This is a genomic window from Pseudomonas sp. ACM7 (assembly GCF_004136015.1).
GTDB classification, from domain to species: domain Bacteria; phylum Pseudomonadota; class Gammaproteobacteria; order Pseudomonadales; family Pseudomonadaceae; genus Aquipseudomonas; species Aquipseudomonas frigoris.
Genome location: NZ_CP024866.1, coordinates 4451651 through 4476820, shown reverse-complemented (window position 1 = coordinate 4476820; position 25170 = coordinate 4451651). Strand labels below are relative to the sequence as shown.

At 59.4% G+C, this 25170-nt stretch carries 30 protein-coding genes; 18 read left to right on the top strand and 12 right to left on the bottom strand.

What is annotated here, in order from left to right; all coding sequences use genetic code 11:
* The first annotated feature begins 99 nt into the window (after positions 1-99).
* The 5 genes from CUN63_RS21190 to CUN63_RS21175 all read left to right on the top strand — a co-directional run bounded on the left by CUN63_RS21190 (position 100) and on the right by CUN63_RS21175 (position 3652).
* On the top strand, positions 100-456 hold the full coding sequence (locus CUN63_RS21190; RefSeq protein WP_129442142.1) for a 4a-hydroxytetrahydrobiopterin dehydratase: 357 nt from the start codon (positions 100-102) through the stop codon (positions 454-456).
* Positions 456-1649, top strand: coding sequence for an amino acid aminotransferase (locus CUN63_RS21185; protein WP_129442140.1), 1194 nt, complete (start codon positions 456-458; stop codon positions 1647-1649). Before CUN63_RS21190 ends, CUN63_RS21185 begins: the two co-directional genes overlap by 1 nt.
* A 308-nt stretch (positions 1650-1957) precedes the next feature.
* Positions 1958-2089, top strand: a complete 132-nt coding sequence (locus CUN63_RS32300; protein ID WP_008156098.1) for a hypothetical protein — start codon at positions 1958-1960, stop codon at positions 2087-2089.
* Between the two features lie 75 nt (positions 2090-2164).
* Complete coding sequence (locus tag CUN63_RS21180) at positions 2165-2347, top strand: hypothetical protein (RefSeq protein WP_008030471.1); 183 nt, start codon at positions 2165-2167, stop codon at positions 2345-2347.
* 105 nt (positions 2348-2452) lie between these two features.
* The gene (locus tag CUN63_RS21175) at positions 2453-3652 is read left to right on the top strand and encodes an MFS transporter (protein WP_129442138.1); all 1200 of its coding nucleotides are present in this window, start codon (positions 2453-2455) and stop codon (positions 3650-3652) included.
* Here CUN63_RS21175 and arfB read toward each other — a convergent pair.
* Positions 3649-4062, bottom strand: a complete 414-nt coding sequence (gene arfB, locus CUN63_RS21170; RefSeq protein ID WP_008010994.1) for an alternative ribosome rescue aminoacyl-tRNA hydrolase ArfB — start codon at positions 4060-4062, stop codon at positions 3649-3651. The genes CUN63_RS21175 and arfB overlap by 4 nt on opposite strands.
* A gap of 236 nt (positions 4063-4298) precedes the next feature.
* Positions 4299-5714 carry an amino acid permease gene (locus tag CUN63_RS21165; RefSeq protein WP_129442136.1) on the bottom strand — a complete coding sequence of 472 codons (1416 nt, stop codon included), beginning with the start codon at positions 5712-5714 and terminating at the stop codon, positions 4299-4301.
* Positions 5715-6609: 895 nt separating this feature from the next.
* Between CUN63_RS21165 and CUN63_RS31720 the strand changes: the two genes are divergently transcribed.
* Complete coding sequence (locus CUN63_RS31720) at positions 6610-6747, top strand: hypothetical protein (RefSeq protein ID WP_165353265.1); 138 nt, start codon at positions 6610-6612, stop codon at positions 6745-6747.
* 69 nt (positions 6748-6816) lie between these two features.
* A complete protein-coding gene (locus tag CUN63_RS21160) occupies positions 6817-7782 on the top strand; it encodes a leucyl aminopeptidase (RefSeq protein WP_129442134.1) in 966 nt (321 codons plus the stop codon).
* A 204-nt stretch (positions 7783-7986) separates the two neighbouring features.
* Here the strand turns inward: CUN63_RS21160 and rluB are convergent, their stop codons facing one another.
* The 6 genes from rluB to CUN63_RS21125 form a co-directional block, all read right to left on the bottom strand.
* A complete protein-coding gene (gene rluB, locus CUN63_RS21155) occupies positions 7987-9285 on the bottom strand; it encodes a 23S rRNA pseudouridine(2605) synthase RluB (protein ID WP_010461925.1) in 1299 nt (432 codons plus the stop codon).
* A 155-nt stretch (positions 9286-9440) separates the two neighbouring features.
* Positions 9441-9632, bottom strand: a complete 192-nt coding sequence (locus CUN63_RS21150) for a DUF1289 domain-containing protein (RefSeq protein WP_129442132.1) — start codon at positions 9630-9632, stop codon at positions 9441-9443.
* Between the two features lie 159 nt (positions 9633-9791).
* Positions 9792-10778, bottom strand: a complete 987-nt coding sequence (gene scpB / locus CUN63_RS21140) for an SMC-Scp complex subunit ScpB (protein WP_129442130.1) — start codon at positions 10776-10778, stop codon at positions 9792-9794.
* A gap of 11 nt (positions 10779-10789) precedes the next feature.
* A complete protein-coding gene (locus tag CUN63_RS21135; protein WP_129442128.1) occupies positions 10790-11611 on the bottom strand; it encodes a ScpA family protein in 822 nt (273 codons plus the stop codon).
* Positions 11612-12241: an L-threonylcarbamoyladenylate synthase gene (locus CUN63_RS21130; protein ID WP_033056081.1), complete on the bottom strand. Its 630-nt coding sequence runs from the start codon at positions 12239-12241 to the stop codon at positions 11612-11614.
* Positions 12242-12254: 13 nt separating this feature from the next.
* A complete protein-coding gene (locus CUN63_RS21125; RefSeq protein ID WP_129442126.1) occupies positions 12255-13118 on the bottom strand; it encodes a PHP domain-containing protein in 864 nt (287 codons plus the stop codon).
* Positions 13119-13205: 87 nt separating this feature from the next.
* Between CUN63_RS21125 and CUN63_RS21120 the strand changes: the two genes are divergently transcribed.
* From CUN63_RS21120 to CUN63_RS21095, 6 genes are all read left to right on the top strand, one after another.
* On the top strand, positions 13206-13802 hold the full coding sequence (locus tag CUN63_RS21120; protein WP_033053479.1) for a septation protein A: 597 nt from the start codon (positions 13206-13208) through the stop codon (positions 13800-13802).
* A gap of 1 nt (position 13803) precedes the next feature.
* A complete protein-coding gene (locus CUN63_RS21115) occupies positions 13804-14103 on the top strand; it encodes a YciI family protein (protein WP_008156126.1) in 300 nt (99 codons plus the stop codon).
* A gap of 110 nt (positions 14104-14213) precedes the next feature.
* On the top strand, positions 14214-14627 hold the full coding sequence (locus CUN63_RS21110) for a translation initiation factor 2 (RefSeq protein WP_129442124.1): 414 nt from the start codon (positions 14214-14216) through the stop codon (positions 14625-14627).
* A gap of 7 nt (positions 14628-14634) precedes the next feature.
* Positions 14635-15312, top strand: coding sequence for a response regulator transcription factor (locus tag CUN63_RS21105; protein WP_129442122.1), 678 nt, complete (start codon positions 14635-14637; stop codon positions 15310-15312).
* A gap of 329 nt (positions 15313-15641) precedes the next feature.
* On the top strand, positions 15642-16091 hold the full coding sequence (locus tag CUN63_RS21100; RefSeq protein WP_129442120.1) for a Spy/CpxP family protein refolding chaperone: 450 nt from the start codon (positions 15642-15644) through the stop codon (positions 16089-16091).
* Positions 16092-16266: 175 nt separating this feature from the next.
* A complete protein-coding gene (locus tag CUN63_RS21095; protein ID WP_129442118.1) occupies positions 16267-17607 on the top strand; it encodes a cell wall metabolism sensor histidine kinase WalK in 1341 nt (446 codons plus the stop codon).
* A gap of 113 nt (positions 17608-17720) precedes the next feature.
* Here the strand turns inward: CUN63_RS21095 and CUN63_RS21090 are convergent, their stop codons facing one another.
* Entirely contained in the window at positions 17721-18287 is a 567-nt protein-coding gene (locus tag CUN63_RS21090; protein WP_129442116.1) for an NAD(P)H nitroreductase, read from the bottom strand.
* Between the two features lie 122 nt (positions 18288-18409).
* On the opposite strand from CUN63_RS21090, the gene CUN63_RS21085 reads away from it, so the two are divergent.
* Positions 18410-19864 (top strand): TrkH family potassium uptake protein, encoded by a 1455-nt coding sequence (locus tag CUN63_RS21085; protein WP_129442114.1) that lies wholly within the window; start codon positions 18410-18412, stop codon positions 19862-19864.
* Here the strand turns inward: CUN63_RS21085 and CUN63_RS21080 are convergent.
* A complete protein-coding gene (locus CUN63_RS21080) occupies positions 19821-20882 on the bottom strand; it encodes an AraC family transcriptional regulator (protein WP_218570135.1) in 1062 nt (353 codons plus the stop codon). The two genes, CUN63_RS21085 and CUN63_RS21080, sit on opposite strands and share 44 nt — an antisense overlap.
* A 160-nt stretch (positions 20883-21042) precedes the next feature.
* Between CUN63_RS21080 and CUN63_RS21075 the strand changes: the two genes are divergently transcribed.
* A complete protein-coding gene (locus CUN63_RS21075) occupies positions 21043-21354 on the top strand; it encodes a DUF962 domain-containing protein (RefSeq protein ID WP_129442112.1) in 312 nt (103 codons plus the stop codon).
* A 27-nt stretch (positions 21355-21381) separates the two neighbouring features.
* The gene (locus CUN63_RS21070) at positions 21382-21972 is read left to right on the top strand and encodes an HD domain-containing protein (RefSeq protein ID WP_129442110.1); all 591 of its coding nucleotides are present in this window, start codon (positions 21382-21384) and stop codon (positions 21970-21972) included.
* 105 nt (positions 21973-22077) lie between these two features.
* Here the strand turns inward: CUN63_RS21070 and CUN63_RS21065 are convergent, their stop codons facing one another.
* On the bottom strand, positions 22078-22893 hold the full coding sequence (locus CUN63_RS21065) for a UDP-2,3-diacylglucosamine diphosphatase (protein WP_008156147.1): 816 nt from the start codon (positions 22891-22893) through the stop codon (positions 22078-22080).
* Positions 22894-23028: 135 nt separating this feature from the next.
* On the opposite strand from CUN63_RS21065, the gene CUN63_RS21060 reads away from it, so the two are divergent.
* A complete protein-coding gene (locus tag CUN63_RS21060) occupies positions 23029-23793 on the top strand; it encodes an AraC family transcriptional regulator (RefSeq protein WP_129442108.1) in 765 nt (254 codons plus the stop codon).
* Positions 23794-23979: 186 nt separating this feature from the next.
* Positions 23980-24873: a DMT family transporter gene (locus CUN63_RS21055; RefSeq protein ID WP_129442106.1), complete on the top strand. Its 894-nt coding sequence runs from the start codon at positions 23980-23982 to the stop codon at positions 24871-24873.
* Here CUN63_RS21055 and CUN63_RS21050 read toward each other — a convergent pair.
* Positions 24867-25154: a SelT/SelW/SelH family protein gene (locus CUN63_RS21050; protein WP_033055915.1), complete on the bottom strand. Its 288-nt coding sequence runs from the start codon at positions 25152-25154 to the stop codon at positions 24867-24869. The two genes, CUN63_RS21055 and CUN63_RS21050, sit on opposite strands and share 7 nt — an antisense overlap.
* Positions 25155-25170 lie beyond the last annotated feature (16 nt).

The following is a 25170-nucleotide window of genomic DNA, read 5'->3' as shown; positions in this document are numbered from 1 at the left end:
TGCTTTTAGAATCAAGTGAGCCTGTCAGGAACCGACGCTTTGGTTTAGCGTGGTGACACTGACGGCCGATTTCCAATAATTCGATTTCAGGAACCCATCATGTCCACATTGAACCAAGCCCACTGCGAAGCCTGCCAAGCCGGCGCTCCTCAGGTCAGCGACGAAGAACTGCCGGTACTGATCAAGCAGATTCCTGACTGGAACATTGAAGTGCGCGACAGCGTGATGCAGCTGGAAAAAGTTTTCCTGTTCAAGAACTTCAAGCACGCACTGGCGTTCACTAACGCCGTCGGTGAAATCTCCGAGGCTGAAGGTCACCACCCGGGCCTGCTGACCGAGTGGGGCAAAGTCACCGTGACCTGGTGGAGCCACTCCATCAAGGGCCTGCATCGCAACGATTTCATCATGGCCGCGCGCACTGACGAAGTGGCCAAGGACGCCGAGGGCCGCAAATAATGCATTTCGACGCCATCGGTCGAGTACCCGGCGACCCGATTCTCGGCCTGATGGAGGCCTATGCGCAGGACCCCAACCCGCGCAAATTCGACCTCGGCGTGGGTGTCTATAAAGACGCCCAGGGCCTGACACCGATTCCCCAGTCCGTGAAGCTCGCCGAGCAACGCCTGGTGGATCGTCAGACCACCAAAACCTACATCGGTGGCCACGGTGAACCGGCGTTCGGCAAGGCCATCGTTGAATTGGTGCTGGGTGCCGATTCCCCGCTAATCGCCGAACAACGGGCCGGCGCAACGCAAACGCCGGGCGGCACCGGCGCGCTGCGCTTGAGTGCCGACTTCATTGCCCAGTGCCTGCCGGGCCGTGGCGTGTGGCTGAGCAACCCGACCTGGCCGATTCACGAAACCATCTTCGCGGCAGCCGGGGTCAAGGTCAGTCATTACCCGTACGTCGGCAGCGATAACCGCCTCGACGTCGAGGCGATGCTCGCGGTACTCAATGAAGCGCCGAAGGGCGATGTGGTACTGCTGCACGCCTGCTGCCACAACCCGACCGGGTTCGATCTGTCCCATGACGATTGGCGCCGGGTGCTGGACGTGGTGCGCAGTCGCGATTTGGTGCCACTGATCGACTTCGCCTACCAGGGCTTCGGCGATGGCCTGGAACAGGATGCCTGGTCGACGCGGTTGTTCGCTGCCGCGTTGCCGGAAGTGCTGATCACCAGTTCCTGCTCGAAGAACTTCGGCCTGTACCGCGACCGCACCGGCGCGCTGATTGTCTGCGCGAAAACCGCTGACAAGCTGATGGATATCCGCAGCCAACTGGCCAACATCGCTCGCAATCTGTGGTCGACACCACCGGATCATGGCGCTGCTGTGGTAGCGACCATCCTCAGTGATCCAGAGCTGAAAAGCCTCTGGGCCGACGAAGTGGAAGCCATGCGTTTTCGTATCGCCCAACTGCGTAGCGGTTTGGTTGAAGCGCTTGAACCTCATGGTTTGCGCGAACGCTTTGCGCACATCGGCGTGCAGCGCGGGATGTTTTCCTACACCGGTTTGACGCCGGACCAAGTCAAACAACTGCGTGATCACCACAGCGTTTACATGGTCAACTCAGGCCGGGCCAACGTGGCCGGTATTGATGCGACGCGTCTGGATCTGCTGGCCGAGGCCATCGCCGACGTCTGCAAGTAACCATCAAGCACTGCAAGTCACCCTGTGGGAGCGGGCTTGCTCCGGGCGGCGTTCCGACGAAGGCGGAGTGTCAGTCGACATCATCGTTGCCTGACACACCGCTTTCGTCGGAACGCCGCCCGGAGCAAGCCCGCTCCCACATTTGTTTTGTGTCGCTCCCTCTTCCAGACCTGTCTAGACAATCCCATCCGTCGCAACAATTGGATATAAAAGTCTATTTGTCATTTCTCCTGCTGTATCCTTCCCAGGCTTTTTTTTTAAAGCGCGGATCTACCAGATCTATCAACAGACTTTGCGAGGAGCGCGATATGCACGAGATCCCTAATCTCCCCTTCCCAAGCCTGCACGAAACTGAGCAGACGCCCACGCAACAAGCCGGTGCCCAACAGCCCGAGCCAAAAGAAGCCACTGAACGCCGCAAGGCCGACAGCGAAGACTGATTCACCTGCAATGCCAGACCGTGTGGAAAGCGCTAACATGCGCTTTCCACACCGCCTGAACCCTTGAGCCCCACCATGACCGATGACTTTAGCGAAACCCAAGCCAGCGTCCTGATCGGCACCGCCGAGAAGATGATCGAGATCTGGAATCGCCTTTCCCCCGAGAAACAAGCCGCGCTGCTCGCCCGTTTCGGTAGCGAAGAAAACGCCCTGGCCGCCCTGGTCACGACACAACTGGTTGCCCCCGCAAAGCCCTGATTCATCCCCGCCCGGCAAATAGTTTTACTTTTTTCACGACCAGTAGCCGCTCGCGCCGCTATCATAAGCAGCCTATCTATCCTGCTTCCCCGTGGATCTTTACCCATGTCTGAAAACCAGCGCCCCCTGGCGGTCACGCTGCAAGTCGTTTCCATCGTCCTGTTCACCTTCATCGGCTACCTGAATATCGGCATTCCCCTGGCCGTGTTGCCGGGCTACGTCCACAGCGATCTGGGCTTCGGCGCCGTAATCGCCGGCCTGGTGATCAGCGTGCAATACCTGGCCACCCTGCTCAGCCGTCCTTATGCCGGGAAAATCATCGACAACAAGGGCAGCAAACTCGCCGTAATGTACGGCCTCGCCGGCTGCGGTTTGAGTGGAGTGTTCATGCTGATTTCGGCCTGGACCCAGAGCCTGCCGATGCTCAGCCTGATCAGCCTGTTGATCGGCCGATTAGTGCTTGGCAGCGCGGAAAGCCTGGTGGGTTCGGGTTCGATCGGCTGGGGCATTGGCCGGGTCGGTGCGGCCAACACCGCCAAAGTCATCTCTTGGAACGGCATCGCCAGCTATGGCGCCATCGCCATTGGCGCCCCGCTGGGGGTGTGGCTGGTCGGTGAATTGGGTTTGTGGAGCATGGGCGTGAGCATCGTGCTGCTGGCCGTCCTCGGCCTCGTGCTGGCCTGGCCGAAAACCGCCGCGCCAATCGTTGTCGGTGAACGCTTGCCGTTCATGCATGTGCTGGGGCGAGTGCTGCCACATGGGTGCGGTCTGGCGCTGGGTTCCATCGGCTTTGGCACCATCGCCACCTTCATCACCCTCTATTACGCGACTCAGCATTGGTCCAATGCGGTGCTGTGCTTGAGCTTGTTCGGTGCCAGTTTTATTGGTGCGCGGCTGCTGTTCGGCAACCTGATCAACCGCCTCGGCGGCTTTCGCGTAGCGATTGCCTGCCTGTCGGTGGAAACGCTTGGGTTGCTGCTGCTATGGCTGGCGCCGGACGCTCATTGGGCATTGGCCGGTGCGGCGCTGAGCGGGTTCGGCTTCTCGCTGGTGTTCCCCGCGCTGGGGGTGGAAGCGGTCAACCTGGTGCCGGCGTCCAGCCGTGGTGCGGCAGTCGGGGCTTATTCGTTGTTTATCGATTTGTCGCTGGGGATCACCGGGCCAGTGGCGGGTGCCGTTGCAGCAGGCTTTGGCTTTGCCTCGATCTTCCTGTTCGCCGCCCTCGCCGCTTTAAGCGGGTTGATGCTTAGCGTTTATCTGTACCGGCAAGCGCCAAAGTATCGCGAAGAAAGAGACGCGCGTTAAAAGTCGACCTTACCGCGTCCAGCCTTGATGCTGCCGCGCTTGGTCTTGGATTCGAGCCGACGCTTCTTCGAACCGAGGGTCGGCTTGGTCGGACGACGTTTCTTTTCGACCTTGGTGGCACTGAGGATCAACTCGGTCAGCCGTTCCAGCGCATCCGCACGATTGGCTTCCTGCGTGCGGTATTGCTGGGCCTTGATGATCAACACCCCTTCGCTGGTGATGCGACTGTCGCGCAGCGCCAGCAGCCGTTCCTTGTAGAACTCGGGCAAGGACGAGGCCGGAATGTCGAAACGCAGGTGCACCGCGCTGGAGACCTTGTTGACGTTCTGCCCACCAGCGCCCTGGGCACGGATGGCGGTCAACTCGATCTCGGCATCCGGCAGATGCACGTTGTTGGAAATCACCAGCATGGAAAAGCGTCCGTATTCAGAACACGCAGGATACCGCGATTGGATCGGCGTAACGCGTCCCTTGTGGGAGCGGGCTTGCTCGCGAAAGCGGTGGGACAGGCAATATTTATGCTGACTGATCCACCGCTTTCGCGAGCAAGCCCGCTCCCACAGGGATCAGCGCAAGTTCACAGGTTTTGCAGCGCGCACAAAAAACCCGGCACATTGGCCGGGTTTGTTGTTTCTGCGTGCTGCGCTTACTTCGCGTTTGCCGCGTGCAACGCATGCCGGTCACGACGCTTATTCTTGATGCCGTAGCAAATCCACATGAACGCGACCCACACTGGAATCGCATACACCGAGATCTGAATCCCCGGAATCAGCAGCATTACGCCCAGAATGAACACCACGAACGCCAGGCAGATGTAGTTCCCGTACGGGTACCACAAGGCCTTGAACAGCGGCGTCTGCTTGGTTTTGTTCATGTGCTGGCGGAACTTGAAGTGCGAGAAGCTGATCATCGCCCAGTTGATCACCAGGGTGGCAACCACCAGCGACATCAACAGTTCCAGCGCGTTTTGCGGGATCAGGTAGTTCAGCAACACGGCGATCAACGTCACCGCCGCCGACGCAAGGATCGAACGCACCGGCACGCCGCGCTTGTCGATTTTCGACAAGGCTTTCGGCGCATCGCCCTGCTCGGCCATGCCCAGCAGCATGCGGCTGTTGCAGTAGGTGCCGCTGTTGTACACCGACAATGCCGCGGTCAGGACCACAAAGTTGAGGATGTGCGCAGCGGTGTTACTGCCGAGCATTGAAAATACTTGCACGAACGGGCTGCCACTGTAGGAATCACCCGACGCATTCAGGGTTGCCAACAGGCTGTCCCATGGTGTCAGCGAAAGCAGGATAACCAACGCACCGATGTAGAAAATCAAGATCCGGTAGATCACCTGGTTGATGGCTTTCGGGATCACGGTTTTCGGCTTGTCGGCTTCCGCTGCGGTGAAACCGAGCATTTCCAGGCCGCCGAAGGAGAACATGATGATCGCCATGGCCATCACCAGGCCGCTGACGCCGTTCGGGAAGAAGCCGCCGTGGGCCCACAGGTTGGTCACCGACGCTTGCGGGCCGCCGTTGCCGCTGACCAGCAGGTAGCTACCGAGCGCAATCATGCCGACGATGGCCACGACCTTGATGATCGCGAACCAGAACTCGGCCTCACCGAACACTTTAACGTTGGCCAGGTTGATCAGATTGATCAGGACGAAGAACCCGGCTGCCGAAACCCAGGTCGGGATGTCCGGCGCCCAGTAGTGGATGTACTTGCCGACCGCAGTCAGCTCCGACATGCCCACCAGAATGTACAGAATCCAGCAGTTCCAGCCCGACAGGAAGCCGGCGAAACCGCCCCAGTATTTATGGGCGAAGTGGCTGAAAGAACCGGCGACTGGCTCTTCGACGATCATTTCGCCGAGTTGGCGCATGATCATGAAAGCAATGAAGCCGCAGATGGCGTAGCCGAGGATCATCGACGGGCCGGCGGATTTTAGTACGCCGGCCGAGCCGAGGAACAGCCCGGTACCAATCGCGCCACCGAGGGCAATCAGTTGAATATGGCGATTTTTCAGGCCGCGTTTCAGCTCGCCTGAATGCGAGTTTTGTCCACTCATGAAAAGGGTCTCACGCAAGGTTTGATGATGTTCGTTAGACGTTGCTGCTCGGTTGCGACTTCAAGCAGCGCCGATCAAACCCCAGCGAAGGCAAAAGGAGTTCAGCGTTTTTACAACGGTCATGCGTCACCTGTTTGTTTTTATCTGTGACGAAATCGAACCCGACACGCTTGTGGCGCAGCGGAGTGAACAAGGCGGATAGCCTTGAGGTTTGCGCAGATGCGCAGGAGGTCACAGTTAAAACGCGGCGCATTGTACACCTGTAACCCCCTGCTGCCAGACACCACTGGATCAGCGTGTCGTTTGCCGGGATTGCCTGTGTCCGCCTCGAGGGTCTCGAGCGGCTGCAAAAATAGAGTCAGACCTTTGCCGGTCATTGACGAGAGCGACGGAAAAATCGCTCCACGGGGAGAGATGGATATGAGTCATGGCGTACATTGCGCCTCCTTCTTGTTATGCACCTGCACGACAGGCATGGGGCGCATCTCACCCTTCAACCGAGCCTGAAACAAGCGGGCCAGAGCCCTGCGGAAAGGTTAATTGGCCATTAGGCGGAAGGTTTTCCTTACATCCCTTTCGCAAGCGTCAAACCAAGGGCTTTGAGGCTTTATTTCGTCAGCATTTCTTTACATGGCGTAACGTAAATTTGCCGAATCAGATTTGACTGTGGGCTGACTGCAAATTGACGGTAGGACGTTTCCTCAGAGAAAGGTCGGTTTAGTTTTTTGTTTTTTATTAACAAATTGCTTAATGAAAAACAGAATAAAAAGTTCAAACAAATCTTATTTGATTATTTTTTTGCAATTTAAAAACCTCTGAACTACGTTTCAGCGACTTGCCGAGACGCATCGACAGGCAAGTTGTTCTTACTCAAAAGTCATCTAGGAGATTCACCATGCAAGCTATGGAAAAAGACTTGGAAACTGAACTGCAACTGGACGATTGGTTTGAAGCACCGACCCATGAAGCCGCCGTTGAAATGATGCAAGCCGACGCGATTGTTCCGTTCGGCACGGCGATGTGGCCTCTGTAAGACATCCCGGCAGGCACGATCCGGCCGGTTGTGCCTGCCACTTTTTCTCGGTTTGTCAGGGAGGACTACATGGATAAGCAACGCGCCATTTCGCATTTCCTTTATTACCTCGAACATCACCCTGCCCTTGCCGGCATCAACCCGGCGAAGGTCTTGCTCGGCCACACGGCTGATTACCAGGCACTGACGGGCGCCATCGCCGAACAGGCCGGTGCCAGCCCACGCTTCAGTTTCAGCGCAATGCGACTGGATCTGGAACCCACGGAGTTGCTGGCCCAGGCGATTGCCGACAGCAATCTGTACATTTTTTTCTACGACTCTTCCACCCTGCCCAACCCACGCCCCGACGGCCCGGTATTTGTCCGCGCGCTGCAAGGCGTCATGGCCGAGAACTGGAAGAAGTCGCTGCTGTTCAAGGATTACGGCGATTACTTCTACGACACGTTCAGTGTCACCCCGCAGCGCATTGCCGGGTTGAACAGCCACTTGATCCAGCGCATGTCCCATGCCACTACGTTAAGTTTCAAAGATGATCACGGCTCGTGGTTCGAAACACCGTTGAGCAGTATCAAGAAGTGGACCGACATCAACGGTGTCGGCAACTTCGATCTGGCGCCCGGTGAAATTGCCACGCACAGCGAAGCCATTAACGGCCGGGTCAAGTTCATGGGGACTTTTCTCAGCACCATTCCATTTGCCCGCAAATACGGGGTGCTGGAGTCGCCGCTAGAGTTGTGGATCGAAAACTCGACCATCAGCAAAATCGCCACCGAGGTGCCGGGGCTGGAACATGACTTCAACAAGTACCTGGAGGCCAATCCATCCAACCGGCGCATCGAGGAGCTGGGGATTGGCACCAATGAAGGCGTTAAAGCGTTGTATGCGCGCAATGCCGGGTTCGAGGAGCGCCATTGCGGGCTGCATCTCGGGTTGGGCGGTGGCGCGAAGGGTAGCCATCATCTGGACCTGATCTTCTCCAGCGGCGTGTTGGCGCTGGATGATGAGCCGGTGTTTGATGGGCGGTTTGTCTTTTAACTCAAAACTCTGCGGTGATCAGGCTGACGCCATCGTCGGAACGCCGCCCGGAGCAAGCTCGCTCCCACATTTAACCGCATTTCTCTGGACCAACTCGGTCACCTGTGGGAGCGAGCTTGCTCGCGATGGCTGACTCACAAACACTGCACCCCAAAAAAAAAACGCCAACCCGAAGGTTGGCGTTTTTCATGTTGCGCTTACCGATTACTCAGGCTTGCGACGACCGAAGCCCGGGCGCTGACCCGAACCGGCTGGCGCACCACGGCGTTTGCCCGATGGAGCGTCCTTGTCGACGAGAACGATGCCTGGACGCTTCTTCGCCGGTGCCTTGGCCGGGCGCTTGGTGTCGGAAGGACGGTCTGCCACCGGCGTACCGCGACCCGACTCACCACGAGACTCGCCACGACCGGCTGGAGCACCGCGATCGCTACGACCGCCGCTTGGCGCACCACGACCTTCGCCACGCTCAGTGCGACCGTTGGCCGGACGCGGAGTGCGTGGACCGCGCTCGCCGTCAGCACGAGGTGCTGCTGGCTTGCGGGCGGGGCGCTCGCCTTCGATTTGCGGTTCACGGGAGTCACGCGGTGTAGCAGCGGTCTGGTTACCGATGGCTGGACGCAACGAACGCACGCGCTCGGTCTTGCCCATTGGACGCGACGATTTACGCTGCATGCGGTCGAGCTTGTCTTTGCTCTTGGCGTTCATCTGCGGCATGGCCACAGGCGTCAGGCCAACTTCGGCACTCAGAATGTCGACTTCGTACTGGCTCATTTCGCGCCAGCGGCCCATCGGCAGGTCGGAGTTGAGGAACACCGGGCCGAAACGCACGCGCTTCAGACGGCTGACCACCAGGCCTTGGGATTCCCACAGACGACGGACTTCGCGGTTGCGACCTTCCATCACCACGCAGTGATACCAATGGTTGAAACCTTCTCCGCCTGGCGCCTGCTTGATGTCGGTGAACTTGGCCGGGCCGTCTTCGAGGACGACGCCTGCTTTCAGACGCTCGATCATCTCGTCATCGACTTCGCCACGCACACGTACCGCGTATTCACGGTCCATTTCGTAGGAAGGGTGCATCAGGCGGTTGGCCAGCTCACCGTCGGTGGTGAACATCAGCAGGCCGGTGGTGTTGATGTCCAGACGACCGATGTTGATCCAGCGACCTTCTTTCGGGCGCGGCATCTTGTCGAAAACGGTCGGACGGCCTTCCGGATCAAGGCGGGTGCAGATTTCGCCGTCCGGCTTGTTGTACATGATCACGCGGCGTACCGACTCGGCGGCTTCTTCGCGCTTGATCACCTTGCCATCAATGGTGATGGCGTCGTGCATGTCGACGCGCTGCCCGAGGGTGGCGTCTTTGCCATTGACCTTGATGCGGCCGTGGCTGATCCAGGCTTCTACGTCACGGCGCGAGCCGACGCCGATACGGGCGAGGACTTTCTGCAGTTTTTCGCCTGCTGGGCCGATTTCCTGGTCGTCTTTCTGGTCGTTGATACTCATCTGGGCACCTCCCGGTGTGGTCTGTTCAGGCAGCTCTGAAGTGAGGGACCTGAAGAGTTGAAAGCTGGGTCTAGGGCGAAGGGATCGCCGAAGGGTCGCGAATCATACGCTCATGGGAGCGTTCGCGCATCAGAGACTAGCTGATCAATGGCGACTTACCTGGATTTCCGCCGACCGGTGGCGCCGAGTTTGATCAATCGCAGCGAGGCTTCGGCGAGGACGGTGCGTTTATCGACCTTGTCGAGTTTCTTCCAGGCCTTGATCTCGCGTTTGCTGCGGCCGCAGCCGAGGCAGATGTCGTCGGTGAACTTGCAGACGCTGATGCAGGGGTCTTTTGTTGAACTCATCAGTTACTCCTGCGAACACATTTCAATGTGGGAGCGGGCTTGCTCGCGAAGAGGGAGTGTCAGTCGACATCATCATTGATTGACACGACGCCTTCGCGAGCAAATCGAATCGTCGCACCGCCGCTCCCACAGGGATCTTCATTGCCCACAGGATTTGGGTCAGTCATCGAACTCGCGGCGTTCGGCTTCGATCGCTTCGGCCAGGGCTCGGGCTTCGGCTTCTTCGTCGCTCAACTCGGGCTCGGGCTTGTGTTGTTCAAGAGCGGCGACAGCGGCCAGGAGTTTCTCGCGAGCCTCGGCAACGCCAAGCACATCATCTTCCTGCTCTTCTTCGACTGTGGCTTCGGACTCGACCTGAAGTTCAACTTCGGTCTCAGGCTCGGGCTCGGGCTCGGGCTGATCCAGGATCTCTTCGGTCTCGGTCACCTCGCCATCACGCAACAGATCGTCGAAGTCGGTCTTGAGCCCTTCCTCCATGGTGTCCAGCTCCAGCAACAACGTGTGGAAACTGGTTTCTTCCTTCGGCTCTTCCGGCTCGGCGCTGGCGTCGGCCAGTTCCTGCAACCCGGCAGGCACCGGCGCGTCGTCGAAATCGAGCACCGGATCAGGCTCAAGCTCGCGCAATTCGGCCAGCGGTGGCAAATCGTCGAGGTTTTTCAAATTGAAGTGATCGAGAAACGCCTTGGTGGTCGCAAACATCGCCGGCTTACCCGGCACGTCGCGGTAGCCGACGATGCGGATCCACTCGCGCTCCAGCAAGGTTTTGACGATGTGACTGTTGACCGCCACGCCCCGCACGTCTTCGATCTCGCCCCGGGTGATCGGCTGACGATAGGCGATCAGCGCTATGGTTTCGAGCATGGCGCGGGAATAGCGCTGCGGCCGCTCTTCCCACAAACGTCCTACCCACGGCGAGAACTTTTCGCGGATCTGCAAGCGATACCCGGAGGCCACTTCCTTCAGCTCGAAGGCCCGGCCGTCGCAGGACTTGGCGAGAATCGTCAGGGCTTTCTTGAAGACCGGCGGCTCCGGCCGCTCGCCCTCTTCGAAGAGTTCGAACAGGCGTTCAAGCGATTGCGGTTTTCCCGAGGCCAACAGAAAGGCTTCAAGCAGTGGCGCCAGCTCGCGGGGTTCAGTCAGGTTCATGATTCAACTCGTTATTCGGCTCGGGCCCGCACGTGGATCGCTGCGAACGGCTCATTCTGCACCAGCTCGACCAAGGATTCCTTGACCAGTTCGAGAATCGCCATAAAGGTTACCACCACCCCCAGACGTCCTTCCTCAGCGGTGAACAGCTCGGCAAAGGGCACGAAACCGCCGCCCTTGAGGCGCTCCAGCACATCGCTCATGCGTTCGCGGGTGGACAGTGCCTCGCGGCTGACCTGGTGACTTTCGAACATGTCGCCACGGCGCAGGACCTCGGCCATGGACAACAGCAGCTCTGACAAGCGCACATCCGGCAACAGCTTGCGTGCCCGGGCTTCCGGGGCGTCGAGCTTGGGGACTACCACGTCACGCCCCACACGGCTCAGGCCATCGATGCCTTCAGCTGCAGCCTTGAAGCGTTCGTACTCTTGCAAGCGGCGGATCAGTTCAGCGCGAGGATCGTCTTCTTCGGCCTCGATCGTTTCGGCACGCGGTAGCAGCATCCGCGACTTGATCTCGGCCAGCATCGCGGCCATGACCAGGTACTCGGCGGCCAACTCCAGGCGCACCGACTGCATCAACTCGACATAGCCCATGTACTGACGGGTGATTTCCGCCACCGGGATGTCGAGGATGTTGATGTTCTGTTTGCGGATCAGGTACAGCAGCAGGTCAAGGGGGCCTTCGAAGGCTTCGAGAAAGACTTCAAGTGCATCCGGTGGAATGTACAGGTCCAGCGGTATTTCCATGACCGCCTGGCCATAGACCATCGCGAAGGGCAGCTCTTGCTGGGCTCCGGCCTGACTGTCGACAACGGGTTCTACTGCAGACATCTACGCCTCGGCCATGAACGGCGTCGGGTCGCCGCAACCAACGCGGATCACTTCCGGCTCGCCGTCGGCGAGGTTGATCACGGTGGACGCCTTGATCCCGCCAAAACCGCCGTCGATGATCAGGTCGACCTGATGCTCGAGCAACTGGCGCATTTCGTAAGGATCGGTCATCGGGTCGGTGTCGCCGGGCATGATCAGCGTCACGCTCATCAGCGGTTCGCCGAGTTCTTCCAGCAGTGCCAGGGCAATCGGATGGCTCGGTACGCGCAGGCCGATGGTGCGTTTTTTCGGATGCAACAACAGCCGCGGGACTTCGCGGGTGGCGTTGAGAATGAAGGTGTAAGGTCCCGGAAGATGAGCTTTAAGCAGGCGGAAGGTGCCGGTATCGATCTTGGCAAACAGCCCCAGTTGCGACAGGTCGCTGCAAATCAGCGCGAAGTTATGCTTTTCGTCCAGCTGTCTCAACCGGCGCACGCGCTCCACGGCATTCTTGTCGCCGATCTGGCAACCAATGGCGTAGGACGAGTCTGTGGGATAAATCACCACCCCGCCGCTGCGGATGATCTCGACAGCCTGTTTGATCAGGCGCGCTTGCGGGTTTTCCGGATGAATCTGGAAAAATTGACTCACATTCTCTACCTGTTCAGACGGCGGCAATAATTGGGTCATGTTTGAATCGACACCACAGTGGTGGCAGATCCTCCGGGAGCGGGCGGTACTCACCGATCTCGGACCAGCCTCCAGGGCCATGAAAATCACTGCCGGCGCTGACCAGCAGACCGAACTCACGGGCGAGAATCGCCAGGCTGCCCACTTGCTCGGCGGGCTGATGGCCATTGACCACTTCGATTGCGTGGCCCCCTGCTTGAATATAGTCGGCAATCAGCCGGCGACGTTTGCTGCGAGTGAAATCGTAGTGCCACGGATGCGCCAGGCTGACCCAGGCCTTGGCGGCGCGGAGGGTTTCGACCGTGTCTTCCAGGGTCGGCCAGTGTTGCTTGACGTCCCCCAGCTTGCCGGCGCCCAGCCATTTACGGAACGCTTCGGCGCGGTCCTTGACGAAACCTTCACGCACCATCCAGTCGGCGAAATGCGGGCGGGCCGGCGCATTGCCGCTGTCGCCCAGTTCCTGCTGGATGGCCCGGGCTCCTTCCAGCGCGCCCGGCATGCCTTTCAATGCCAGTTTTCGGCTTATTTCTTCGGACCGTAACCAGCGGCCATCGTGCAATTTTGCGATGGCCTCGACCAAGGGTGCGGCGTTGACGTCGAAACCATAGCCCAGCACGTGAATGGTCGCGCCGCCCCAGGTGCAGGACAATTCGACGCCATTGACCAGTTGCATCCCCAGCGCAATCGCCGTGCTGCGGGCCTCGTCGAGGCCCTCGAGAGTGTCGTGATCGGTCAAGGCCAGGACTCGCACGCCTTTCTCGAACGCACGCGCAACCAGTACTGCAGGCGCGAGAGCGCCATCGGAGGCCGTGCTATGGCAGTGCAAATCAACGTTCACGGGGCTTTTTTACCTCAAATCAGCTGGCGCTATCGCGCGCCCATATGTTTGTTATTATGCCGCCACATCCTGCTTCTGGCTGCCACTGTGAAACAATTCATCGATTTCATCCCGCTTCTGCTGTTTTTCATCGTCTTCAAACTCGATCCACGGGTCGTCGACATCGCCGGTCATGAGTTGACTGTAGGCGGTATTTACAGCGCCACCGCCATGCTGATCATCAGCTCCCTGGTGGTTTACGGCACGCTGTTCATCAAGCAGCGCAAGCTCGAGAAGAGCCAGTGGCTGACCCTCATCGCCTGCCTGGTCTTCGGCAGCCTGACCCTGGCGTTCCACAGCGAAACCTTCCTGAAATGGAAAGCCCCGGTGGTGAACTGGCTGTTCGCCCTGGCGTTCATTGGCAGCCACTTCGTCGGTGAGCAACTGCTGATCAAACGCATCATGGGCCACGCGCTGACCCTGCCGGAGCCGGTCTGGACCCGTCTGAACATCGCCTGGATCGGGTTTTTCCTGTTTTGCGGTGCCGCCAACCTGTTCGTCGCGTTCACCTTTCAGGACTACTGGGTTGACTTCAAAGTCTTCGGCAGCCTGGGCATGACGCTGCTGTTCCTGGTCGGCCAGGGCATTTACCTGTCCCGCCACCTGCACGACGCCGATACCACAACGCCAAAAACCGAGGACTGACATGCTTTACGCAATCATTGCCACAGACGTCGCCAACTCCCTGGAAGCCCGCCTGGCCGCACGGCCTGCACACCTTGAGCGCCTGCAAGTGCTCAAAGGTGAAGGTCGCATCGTTTTGGCCGGTCCACACCCGGCGGTCGACAGCAATGATCCGGGCGCTGCGGGTTTCACCGGCAGCCTGATCGTCGCCGAATTCGATTCCCTGAGCGCCGCCCAGGCTTGGGCCGACGCTGATCCGTATATCGCCGCAGGCGTCTACGCCAACGTTTCGGTCAAGCCGTTCAAGCAAGTCCTGCCGTAATATCCCTCCAGCGCGATGAACCTTATCGGTTCATCGCGCGCTCAACGCTCATTATTCTCGTTTACCGGCCGACAACCTGCCCAATACTCGTATTGGAATCAGGAGTGGCGATGCGCAAAGGTCCGTTGTGTCTGATGTTGGTGACGTTGTCGATTGTGGCCCCCGCCCACGGTGAAGAAAGCGCCGAGGGCGGTAATTCCACACCGCTGTCCCTGAGCGCCGGCAGCCAGATCACCGAGTTGCAACAGCGCTTGAAGGTAAGCGAACAGCAACGAGAAGTACTGAGCAAACAACTGCAAAATACCGATGCCGAACGCGAAAGCGCCCAGCTGAGCCGGTTGCGCCAAGAGAATCAGCGCCTCAAGCTGCAACTCAAGGAAGTCCAGGCCAGCAGCCCGCTGCCGCGTCTATTGACCGATCAGCAACAGTGGTTCGTCATCGGCGCCGCAGTAGCGCTATTGGCGCTGCTCTGCGGTATCTTCGCCAGTGGTGCCACCAGAAAACGTAGGCAATGGCTAAATTGAGTGAGTCATGAGCGAGCTGTTATTAATTGATGATGACCAGGAGCTGTGTGAGCTCCTGAGCAGTTGGTTGAGCCAGGAAGGCTTTCAAGTCCGCGCCTGCCACGATGGTCAGAGCGCCCGTCGCGCACTGGCCGAAACGTCGCCGGCAGCCGTGGTACTGGACGTGATGCTGCCGGACGGCAGTGGCCTGGAGCTGCTCAAGCAATTGCGCAACGATCACCCGGACTTGCCGGTGCTGATGCTCTCGGCCCGCGGCGAGCCGCTGGACCGCATCCTCGGCCTGGAACTCGGCGCCGACGACTACCTGGCCAAACCGTGCGACCCACGGGAACTGACAGCCCGCCTGCGCGCCGTGTTGCGCCGCAGTCATCCGGCGGCGGTGTCCAGCCAGCTGGAACTGGGCGATCTGTGTTTCAGTCCGGTGCGCGGCGTGGTCAGCATCGATGAACAGGAATTCACCCTCACCGTCTCCGAAAGCCGTTTGCTCGAAGCCCTGCTCAAGCAACCCGGCGAGCCGCTGGATAAACAGGAACTGGCGCAAATCGCCCTCGGCCGCAAGCTGACGCTGTACGACCGTAGCCTGGACATGCACGTCAGCAACCTGCGCAAAAAGATCGGCCCGCACCCCGACGGCCGCCCACGCATCGTGGCCCTGCGCAGCCGCGGCTATTACTACAGCCTCTGAAACCATGCGATCCGTTTTTTGTAGCAGCTGCCGAGCCCGCGAGGCTGCGTTCGGCTGCGAAGCAGTCGTGAATTCAGACGCCGCGGACTTTCAGGTGAACCGAGCGCGCAGGATTTACGACTGCTGCGCAGCCGAACGCAGCCTCGCAGGCTCGGCAGCTGCTACATAGGTCAGTTCTTTCAGAGAGAAGTAGGCAAAGTGTTGGATTTGTCAGGTCAATCTGAAATCGTCTTTACTCAAGCTTTACGCTCCGCTGACCGCCGCTGACCTTGATCTCCGTAATCTGTACTCATCCGGAACGTACCGGGAACGAGACAAGGAGATTCACCATGCGCAAGACTCTTATCGCTCTGATGTTCGCTGCCGCCCTGCCAACCGTTGCCATGGCCATGCCTGAAGGTGCCGGCCCGATGGGTGGCCCGATGGACGGCTCACGCCATGACGGTCAGATGCACGGCATGCACGGCAAAGGCCCGTACAGCCAGCTGGACCTGAGCCGCGAACAGCGCGAACAGATCCGCAAAATCATGGGCGAGCAGATGCATGAGCGTCAGCAAGTGGTCGACAAGTACCTGGAAAAACTTTCGCCAGCCGACCAGAAGGCCATGAAAGATGAAATGGCGGCCAACCACAAGAAAGCTGAAGCCGATGTGCGTGCCTTGCTGAAACCAGATCAACAGAAGCAATTCGACGAGATCCAGAAAAAACAGGCTGAGCGTCGCGCCGAATGGGCCGAGTTCAAGGCCTGGAAAGCGCAACAGCAGCAAAAGGCGCAATAATGCGTTAACCCCGGACCCAACGGCTAACACCGTTGGGTCTGTTGCCACTCAGTTTAATGTGGGAGCGGGCTTGCTCGCGAAGGCGGTGTGTCAGATACAGAGATGTTTACTGATACACCGCCTTCGCGAGCAAGCCCGCTCCCACATTGGATTTGTGTTTGTTTGAGGATTTTCTGTGCGCTCATTGTTCTGGCGTATTCTGGCCAGCTTCTGGTTGGCCATCGCTCTGGTTGCAGGGCTCTCCATTCTGCTGGGGCACATGCTCAACCAGGACGCGTGGATTCTCAGCCGCCATCCGGGCCTCAATACCTTGGCCGAACAGTGGACGCAAACCTACGAGTCACAGGGTGAAGACGCGGCCCAGGACATTCTGGAACAGCGCAAACGCCAATATCACATTGACGTTCAAGTGCTCAACGAGAGCGGCGATCCGGTGGTGCGCGGCACCTTCCCACGCAGGGCGGCTGCCTTCGAAGCGCGGCAGAACAACGATGATCGCCGCCTGCCATGGCGTCGTTTGACGGCGGAGTACACCAGCGAAAAAACCGGAGACACCTACCTGCTGATTTATCGCATTCCGCACCCGGAACTGGACGCCTGGCACCGCGAAAGCCTGCTCTGGCCGTTGAGTGCGCTGGGCATTGCGCTGGTGGTGCTGACCTTGTTCAGTCTGTTCGTCACGCTGTCGATCACCCGCCCGCTCAGCCGTTTACGCGGCGCGGTGCATGATCTGGGGCAAACCACTTATCAGCAGAACAGCCTGGTTAAACTGGCTAACCGCCGCGACGAGTTTGGCGTGCTGGCCAACGACTTCAACCGCATGGGCGCGCGCCTGCAAAGTTTGATCGGCAGCCAACGGCAGTTGCTGCGGGATGTGTCCCATGAGCTGCGTTCACCGCTTGCCCGGCTGCGCATTGCGCTGGCACTGGCCGAGCGAGCCAACCCTGAAGAACGGGAAAAACTCTGGCCGCGCCTCACTCGGGAGTGCGACCGGCTGGAAGCGCTGATCAGCGAAATCCTGGTACTGGCCCGGGTCGATGCCGACAACGCCAGCGCTGAAGAGGTTGATCTCAATGCGCTGCTCAACACCCTGCAAAAGGATGCTCAATTGGGTTCGCCGGAGCAGAACGTCCACCTTGAGGCCGAGCCACAGCTGAACCTTAAAGGTTGGCCGACGATGATCGAGCGCGCCGTCGACAACCTGCTGCGCAACGCTCAGCGGTTCAACCCGGTGGGGCAAGCGATTGAAATGCAGGCGGTGCGCCAGGGTGAGCGGATTGTGGTCAGTGTGCGTGACCACGGGCCAGGCGTAGAGGCCACGCATTTGAGCCAGTTGGGTGAGCCGTTCTATCGGGCGCCGGGGCAGACGGCGGCTGGACATGGTTTGGGATTGGCCATTGCGCGCCGTGCGGCGGAGCGGCATGGCGGGAGTCTGGTGCTGGCCAATCATCCCGATGGCGGGTTTATCGCCAGCCTGGAATTGCCTCTGGTGCCGGGGGCTGTTGTTCAGCCGTAGCGCAGTGGTGATGCGAAAAGATCGCAGCCTCGTTTCACTCGACAGCTCCTACAAGGGTTATGCGTACACCTGTAGGAGCTGTCGAGTGAAACGAGGCTGCGATCTCTTGATGTTCAGATCTCGCCAGGCCAGGCGCTGACGAATTCAGCCAGATCGACTTTCTCCGCCACGCGCGGCTCTTTCTGCGGCGTCCCCAGATAAAGAAACGCAATCACCTCTTCCCCTTCCGCCAAACCCAATCCCTTGGCCACATGCGCCGAATACGCCAGTTCACCCGTGCGCCACACCGCGCCAATCCCTTGCGCATAAGCCGCCAGCAAAATCCCGTGAGCCGCACAGCCCGCCGCCAGCAGTTGTTCGGACTTCGGATATTTGACGTGATCCTGCAACCGCGCGATCACCACAACCACCAGTGGCGCGCGCAGTGGACCGTTACGCGCCTTGTCCAGCGCCGCCTCGGACACTTCACTGTCCTGCAGCTTCGCTGCTTCGGCCAGCAACTCGCCCATTTGCTCGCGCGCCGCGCCTTCGACTGTCAGAAAGCGCCAAGGCTGTAAGTGGCCGTGGTCTGGCGCTCGCATCGCGGCGCCAAACAGCACTTCGCGTTGTTCTGCGGTCGGTGCCGGTTCGAGCAGTCGTGGAACGGAAACACGGTTGAGCAAAGCGTCGAGAGCCTGCATCGGCCACCTCCTGAAAAAAATGTTTGGCTATTCTAGCTGCAACTGCGCAGGCGGCGCCGGTTTACATGCCCTGCCCCGCAGGTAGAATGGCGCCCTTCCCTATTCCAGCCCGAGCGGACTTCATGGCGTTGCCGACCTTACGGACTATTGGTTTCATCATCGGCATCTTCCTGATCACACTGGCCATCTCCATGGTCGTGCCCATGGCCACGCTGGTGATTTTCGACCGCACCAGCGACCTGCCGTCGTTCCTCTGGGCCAGCATGATTACCTTTGTCGCCGGCCTCGCGCTGATCATCCCCGGTCGCCCCGAACACGTACACCTGCGTCCGCGAGACATGTACCTGCTGACAGTCAGCAGCTGGGTGGTGGTGTGCATCTTCGCCGCGCTGCCGTTCCTGCTGACCCAGCGCATCAGCTACACCGATTCGTTCTTCGAAAGCATGTCCGGCATCACCGCCACCGGCTCGACGGTGCTCAGCGGCCTGGACACCATGTCCCCCGGCATCCTGATGTGGCGCTCGTTGCTGCACTGGCTCGGCGGCATTGGCTTTATCGGCATGGCGGTAGCGATTCTTCCACTACTGCGCATCGGTGGCATGCGGCTGTTTCAGACCGAGTCGTCGGACCGTTCCGAAAAAGTCATGCCCCGTTCGCACATGGTGGCGCGTTTGATCGTTGCGGCCTACGTCGGCATCACCATTGTCGGCAGCCTGGCGTTCTGGTGGGCCGGTATGAGCCCGTTCGATGCGATCAACCACGCGATGTCGGCGATTTCCACCGGCGGTTTCTCAACGTCCGACCAGTCTCTGGCCAAGTGGACGCAACCCGCGGTGCACTGGGTGGCGATCGTCATCATGATCCTCGGCAGCCTGCCGTTCACCCTGTATGTAGCGACCTTGCGCGGTAACCGCAAAGCACTGATCAAGGATCAGCAGGTTCAAGGCTTGCTCGGCATGTTACTGGTGACCTGGCTGGTACTTGGCACCTGGTACTGGTGGACCACCCAGCTGCATTGGCTGGAGGCGCTGCGGCATGTGGCGCTGAACGTGACCTCGGTGGTGACGACCACCGGTTTCGCACTCGGGGACTACAGCCTGTGGGGTAACTTCTCGCTGATGCTGTTCTTCTATCTGGGTTTTGTCGGCGGGTGCTCGGGCTCGACCGCTGGCGGGATCAAGATTTTCCGCTTCCAGGTTGCTTACATCCTGCTCAAGGCCAACCTTAACCAGTTGATTCACCCGCGCGCTGTAATCAAGCAGAAGTACAACGGTCACCGCCTCGACGAAGAGATCGTGCGTTCGATTCTGACCTTTTCGTTCTTCTTCGCCATCACCATCTGCGTGATCGCGCTGCTGTTGTCGCTGCTCGGCGTGGACTGGATGACCGCCCTTACCGGCGCAGCCAGCACGGTGTCCGGCGTTGGCCCAGGACTGGGCGAGACCATTGGCCCGGCGGGCAACTTCGCCACCCTGCCGGACGCTGCCAAGTGGATTCTCTCGTTCGGCATGCTACTGGGCCGACTCGAGATCATTACGGTGTTTGTTCTGTGTATTCCGGCGTTCTGGCGTCACTGACAGGAGCAGGTGCGCCCATCAGGCGCGTCCGGTACTCGCCGGGGGTGGCGTCAAACCAGCGGCGGAAAGCGCGGAAGAAGTTGCTCGGATCGGCGAACCCCAGCAGGTAGGCAATTTCCAGCAGGGTCATGGTCGGCTGCGCCAGGTATTGCTCGGCCAGCTCACGTCGCGTGTCGTCCAGCAACGTCTGAAAACTCGTGCCCTCTTCCTGCAAGCGTCGCTGCAAGGTGCGTTGCGACAGGTGCAACGTCTGCGCCACGGTATCGCGCTTGGGTTCGCCCTGGGGCAGCAAACGGCACAGCACCTGCCGCGCCTTGTGGGTCACGCGACTCTCGGAAAACCGCGCCAGGTATTCACCGGCAAACCGATCATGCAACAGCGCCATCGCCTCATTGGCGGTAGGCAGCGGTGCCTCCATGTCAGCGCGCTCGAAGATCAAGGCGTCATACGGCGCGTTGAACACCAAAGGTGCATGGAAGGCTTGTTTATAGGGTTCGAGATCGACGGGCTGATCGCCCTGCACCAGCACCTTGCGCGGTTGCAGGGTGCGCCCGGTCAACCAGCCGCACAGCGCCAGGGCACAAGCCAGTGAAGCTTCGGCGCTCTGCCGGGTCGGTGGCAGGTGGTCGCCGTGGACCGTCAGAATCAGCGCGTAGCCTTCTTCCAACAATCGGAAACTCAGGTCGGCACTTTCCGCAATGATCCGCTGATAACGCACCAGCCGTCGAAAGCCTTCAGCCAGGGTCTGACTTGACATCAAGGCGTAGCCCGCCACATGGAAGGAGGCCGGTCGCACCACCTTGCCCATGTTCAGGCCAATCGCCGGGTTGCCGGACAGCTCAACCGCGCGCTGCCACAGTCGTGTCATGGAATCTTGCGGGAAGCGCGCGTCCGGATCATCCAGTGCCGCGTAGTCGAGCCCCAACTGCTTGAACAGAACCCGGCAATCCAGGCCGTCCATCTCCAGTGCTTTGACAATCCCCATCGCCCAGCTTGCAGAAGTCGTTCGTTCGCTCATGTCGTCCACTTACATGATGAGCCGCATGCTACGGCCAATTTCCGAAGGATACTAAAGTGGCGCCTATTGTCACTGGCTGATGCCTATGATCACTCTAGACTCAAATAAGCTACCCGCAGAACAACTTGCAGTCAGAACAATAACCACAGAGATCGCAGTCGTGGAAAACATCAAACGTTTCAACAGCTTCGCTGAGTTCTACCCGTATTACCTCAGCGAACACAGCAACAGTACGTGCCGACGACTGCACTTTATCGGCACGACGCTGGTTATTTTCATCCTGGCCCTGACCATCGGCAAAGGCGCCTGGATGCTGTTGTTGGCTCTACCGCTGGCGGGTTACAGCTTCGCCTGGGCCGGGCATTTCTTCTTCGAGAGGAATCGTCCTGCGACCTTTCAACATCCGTTTTACAGCCTGCTCGGCGATTTCGTTATGTACCGAGACATGATTCTGGGTCGCGTGCCGTTCTAGGCCCAATGAACCACAGGAGGACAGCCGATGAATGCCAACGCCCGTTTCACCCACATGCAGGACGGCACGCAGGAAGACTGGGCGATCATCGCCGCAGATTTCAGTGCCTATGCTAGGCAATTGCCGACACGGATTGTGGCGCATCTGAAATTACTGGAGGGTGACTTTGGCGGCTTCCCGGTGGATCGTCTGACCCATTCCCTGCAAACCGCCAGCCGTGCCTGGCGCGATGGCCGGGATGAAGAATACGTGGTCTGCGCGCTGCTTCACGACATTGGCGACACCTTGGGTTCCTACAACCACCCGGACATCGCTGCGGCAATCCTCAAGCCGTTCGTCAGCGCCGAGAACCTGTGGATGGTCGAGAAGCACGGGATTTTCCAGGGGTATTACTTCTTCCATCATCTAGGGATGGACCGGCATCTACGCGAGCAATTCAGCGGGCATCCGCAGTATCAGGCGACCATTGAGTTTTGCGCCAAATATGATGCAGCGGCGTTTGATCCGGCGTATGACACACTGCCGCTGAGCTTCTTTGAACCGATGATGGAACGGTTGTTTGCGCAGCCCAGGCATTCAATTTACAAGGCGGCGATGGAAGAACATTCGCCAGCCTGAAAATCAAAAGATCGCAGCCTTCGGCAGCTCCTACAAGGGGTCGCGTTTCCATGTAGGAGCTGCCGAAGGTTCGGGCCGCGTTCGGACGATCTTTGCTTTTGCGGCCTATGCCGGCTCTGCGATTTTGATGGCCTTCAACTCTGCCTCCCGCGCCTGGGCATCCGCCAATCGGTACAACTCGATCGAGCCATCCCAATGCTCGATCAGCGCGGTGCACGACTCCACCCAATCCCCGCAATTGAGGTAATCCACCCCGCCGACCTTGCGAATCTCGGCATGGTGAATGTGCCCGCACACCACCCCGTGCAACTCGCGCTTGACGCATTCGTGAGCGATGGCTTCTTCGAAATCGCTGATGAAGCTGACCGCGGTTTTGACCTTGTGTTTGAGATACGCCGACAGCGACCAGTAACCGTAGCCATAACGGGCGCGCCAATGGTTGAGCCAGCGGTTGAGGGTCAGGGTGAATTCGTAGGCCGAGTCGCCGAGAAAGGCCAGCCAGCGGTGATACCTGGTGATCACGTCAAACTGGTCGCCATGAATGACCAGAAGATGGCGACCATCGGCGGTCACGTGCACCGCCTCGTCCACTAGCTGGATATTGCCCAGAATCAGCTTCGAATAACGGCGCAGGAATTCGTCGTGGTTGCCGGTGACGTAGATCACCTCGGTGCCGCGCTTGCTCATGGTCAGCAGGCGACGGATCACATTCGTGTGCGCCTGAGGCCAGTACATGCCGCCGCGCAGCTTCCAGCCATCGATGATGTCGCCGACCAGGTAGATCTTGTCCGCGTGGTAGCCCTTGAGAAACTGAGACAGGTGTTCGGCCTGGCAATCCCGGGTACCCAGATGCACGTCGGAAATCCACAAGGTCCGCACACGTTGTTTACGACTGGGTTTGGCGAGCTCGGCGCTGGTCATGGGCAACCCTCTGCAAAAGTTTTTGCAACTTTGCGCCGGTCGGGTTAATTGCCCATGACAGTGGCGAGTCAGTCCTGTGACAGCGCCCACGATTGCCCTCGGTGTAGACTGGCCGCCAAGCCCTGGAGACCTGCGATGAGACCGATCCTCACGCTACGCCAATACGCTCATGACCTGATCGTCCATAGCCACGACCACGCGCAGCTGGTGTTCGGGCTGTCGGGTGCGCTGGATTTCGAGGTCGACGGGCGTGGCAGCCAGGTGGTCCAGCAGAGTTTCGTGGTGGTGCCATCCGGTTTCCATCACGCCTGCGGTAGCGCCAATGGTAGCCGTTGCCTGGTGCTGGATGTGCCCAGCGACCAATGGGTTTCTCAGTCCCTGGGTGATCACGCCGAAGCCAGTCGTCGTTTACTCGACAACGCCGGTCGCCTGTCGCTGGATGCCGGGCAAAGCCAATTAGTCAGCTGGTTGGCAGGCAGTCAGGTCAGCGATCCACTGATCGCGCAACAAGGCGCGGTGCTGTTGCTGGCCAGCCTCAACAACGCCAAACCCGAGATCGTCGGCGGTCGGCGCCTGCCTTATGCCGCGCTGAATGCGCACATCGATCAGTACGCTGCCTATCCACTTCAAGTCGCCGATCTGGCGCGCGTCGCCGGTCTGTCCAGCGCTCGGCTGCATGCACGGTTCGTTGCTGAATGCGGGCAGACGCCGATGGATTACATCCGCAGTCGACGTTTGCACATGGCCGTGGGCTTGTTGCGGGATTCGGCACTGCCGATCGGCGAGATTGCCAGTCGGGTCGGTTACAGTTCGCAGAGCGCCTTCGCGGCGGTGGTGTTGCGGGAGTTCGGTGCCTCACCTGGCAAATTGCGGCGCGAGGTTTGCGACAAAAGGCAATAGTTTGCCGACAGACACAACTGGCTTCACACGGTTCAATGTAGGAGCTGCCGAAGGCTGCGATCTTTTGATCTTGATTCTGGATCTTTTTCGGGATCGCTTAAGATCAAGATCAAAAGATCGCAGGCTTCGCCAGCTCCTACAGTGGCCGGCGGTGTCTGTTGGCCCGGTTCAATATCAAGGATTGCAATGACTCCCCGTACCGCCCTTGGCGCCCTGCATATCGGCGCACTGATGTTCGGCTTGACCGGTGTGTTCGGCAAACTTGCTGCGGCCTCCCCCGCCATTATCGTTTTTGGTCGTGCCGCGTTCGCCGTGCTGGCGTTAGCCGTTTTTGCGCGGTTCGCCAGTACTACTCGCTGGCAGAAACTCGAGGCTGTGGACTGGCGCCGACTGTTGCTCAGCGGCTTACTGCTGGCCGGACACTGGGTGAGTTTTTTCATTGCAGTGAAGGTCGCAGGCGTGGCAATCGCGACCCTGGGTTTCGCCAGCTTCCCGGCGTTTACCGTGATCCTTGAAGGGTTGATTTTCCGCGAGCGAATTCGCGCCAACGAAATCCTGCTGGTGGTGCTGGTCAGTGTCGGGCTGGTGCTCGTCACCCCTGATTTCGATCTGGCCAGCGGCGCCACAATTGGTCTGCTGTGGGCGGTGGGTTCAGGCTTGCTGTTCTCTCTGCTATCGCTGACCAACCGCGCCAGCTCCGGGCGAATCCCGGCGGTGCAGGCTGCGCTGTGTCAGAACGTGGTGGTCGCGTTGTGCCTGTTGCCGGTGGCGGCACCGCAGTTGAGCGAAGTGCTCGCCATCGACTGGTTGTGGATCGGTCTGCTCGGGGTGTTCTGCACCGGCGTCGCTCATAGTCTGTTTGTCGCCAGCCTGGCAGTGATCAAGGCGCGGACCGCGGCTGTGGTGTTCGCCCTGGAGCCGGTTTACGGCATCACTGTGGCCTGGCTGCTGTTTGATGAAAACCCGACACTGCGCATGCTGGTCGGTGGCGCGCTGATCATCGTGGCGATCGTGGTCTCCAGCCGACTCTCGGGCGGTTCAAGCAAGAAGACCGTTGCGGCAGAAGCCGCCTCTCACTGAGTGCGGTCGTTGTGCCCCAGGTCGCGGTCCGGATCAATTTGATCGCGGACCCGCTGCTTCAGCACTTTGGCCTCTGGGAAACCGCCATCGGCCTTGCGCTCCCAGATCTGCACATCGTCACAGAAAATGTGAAACACCCCACCGGTGCCGGGCACCAGCGACACTTTGCCCAGATCGTCACCGAAGGTGCTGAGCAGCTCCTGGGCCAGCCAGGCAGCACGCAACAGCCACTGGCATTGCGTGCAATACGTGATGATGATTTCCGGTTTGCGTGCAGTCATGATCGGCGAAACTCCT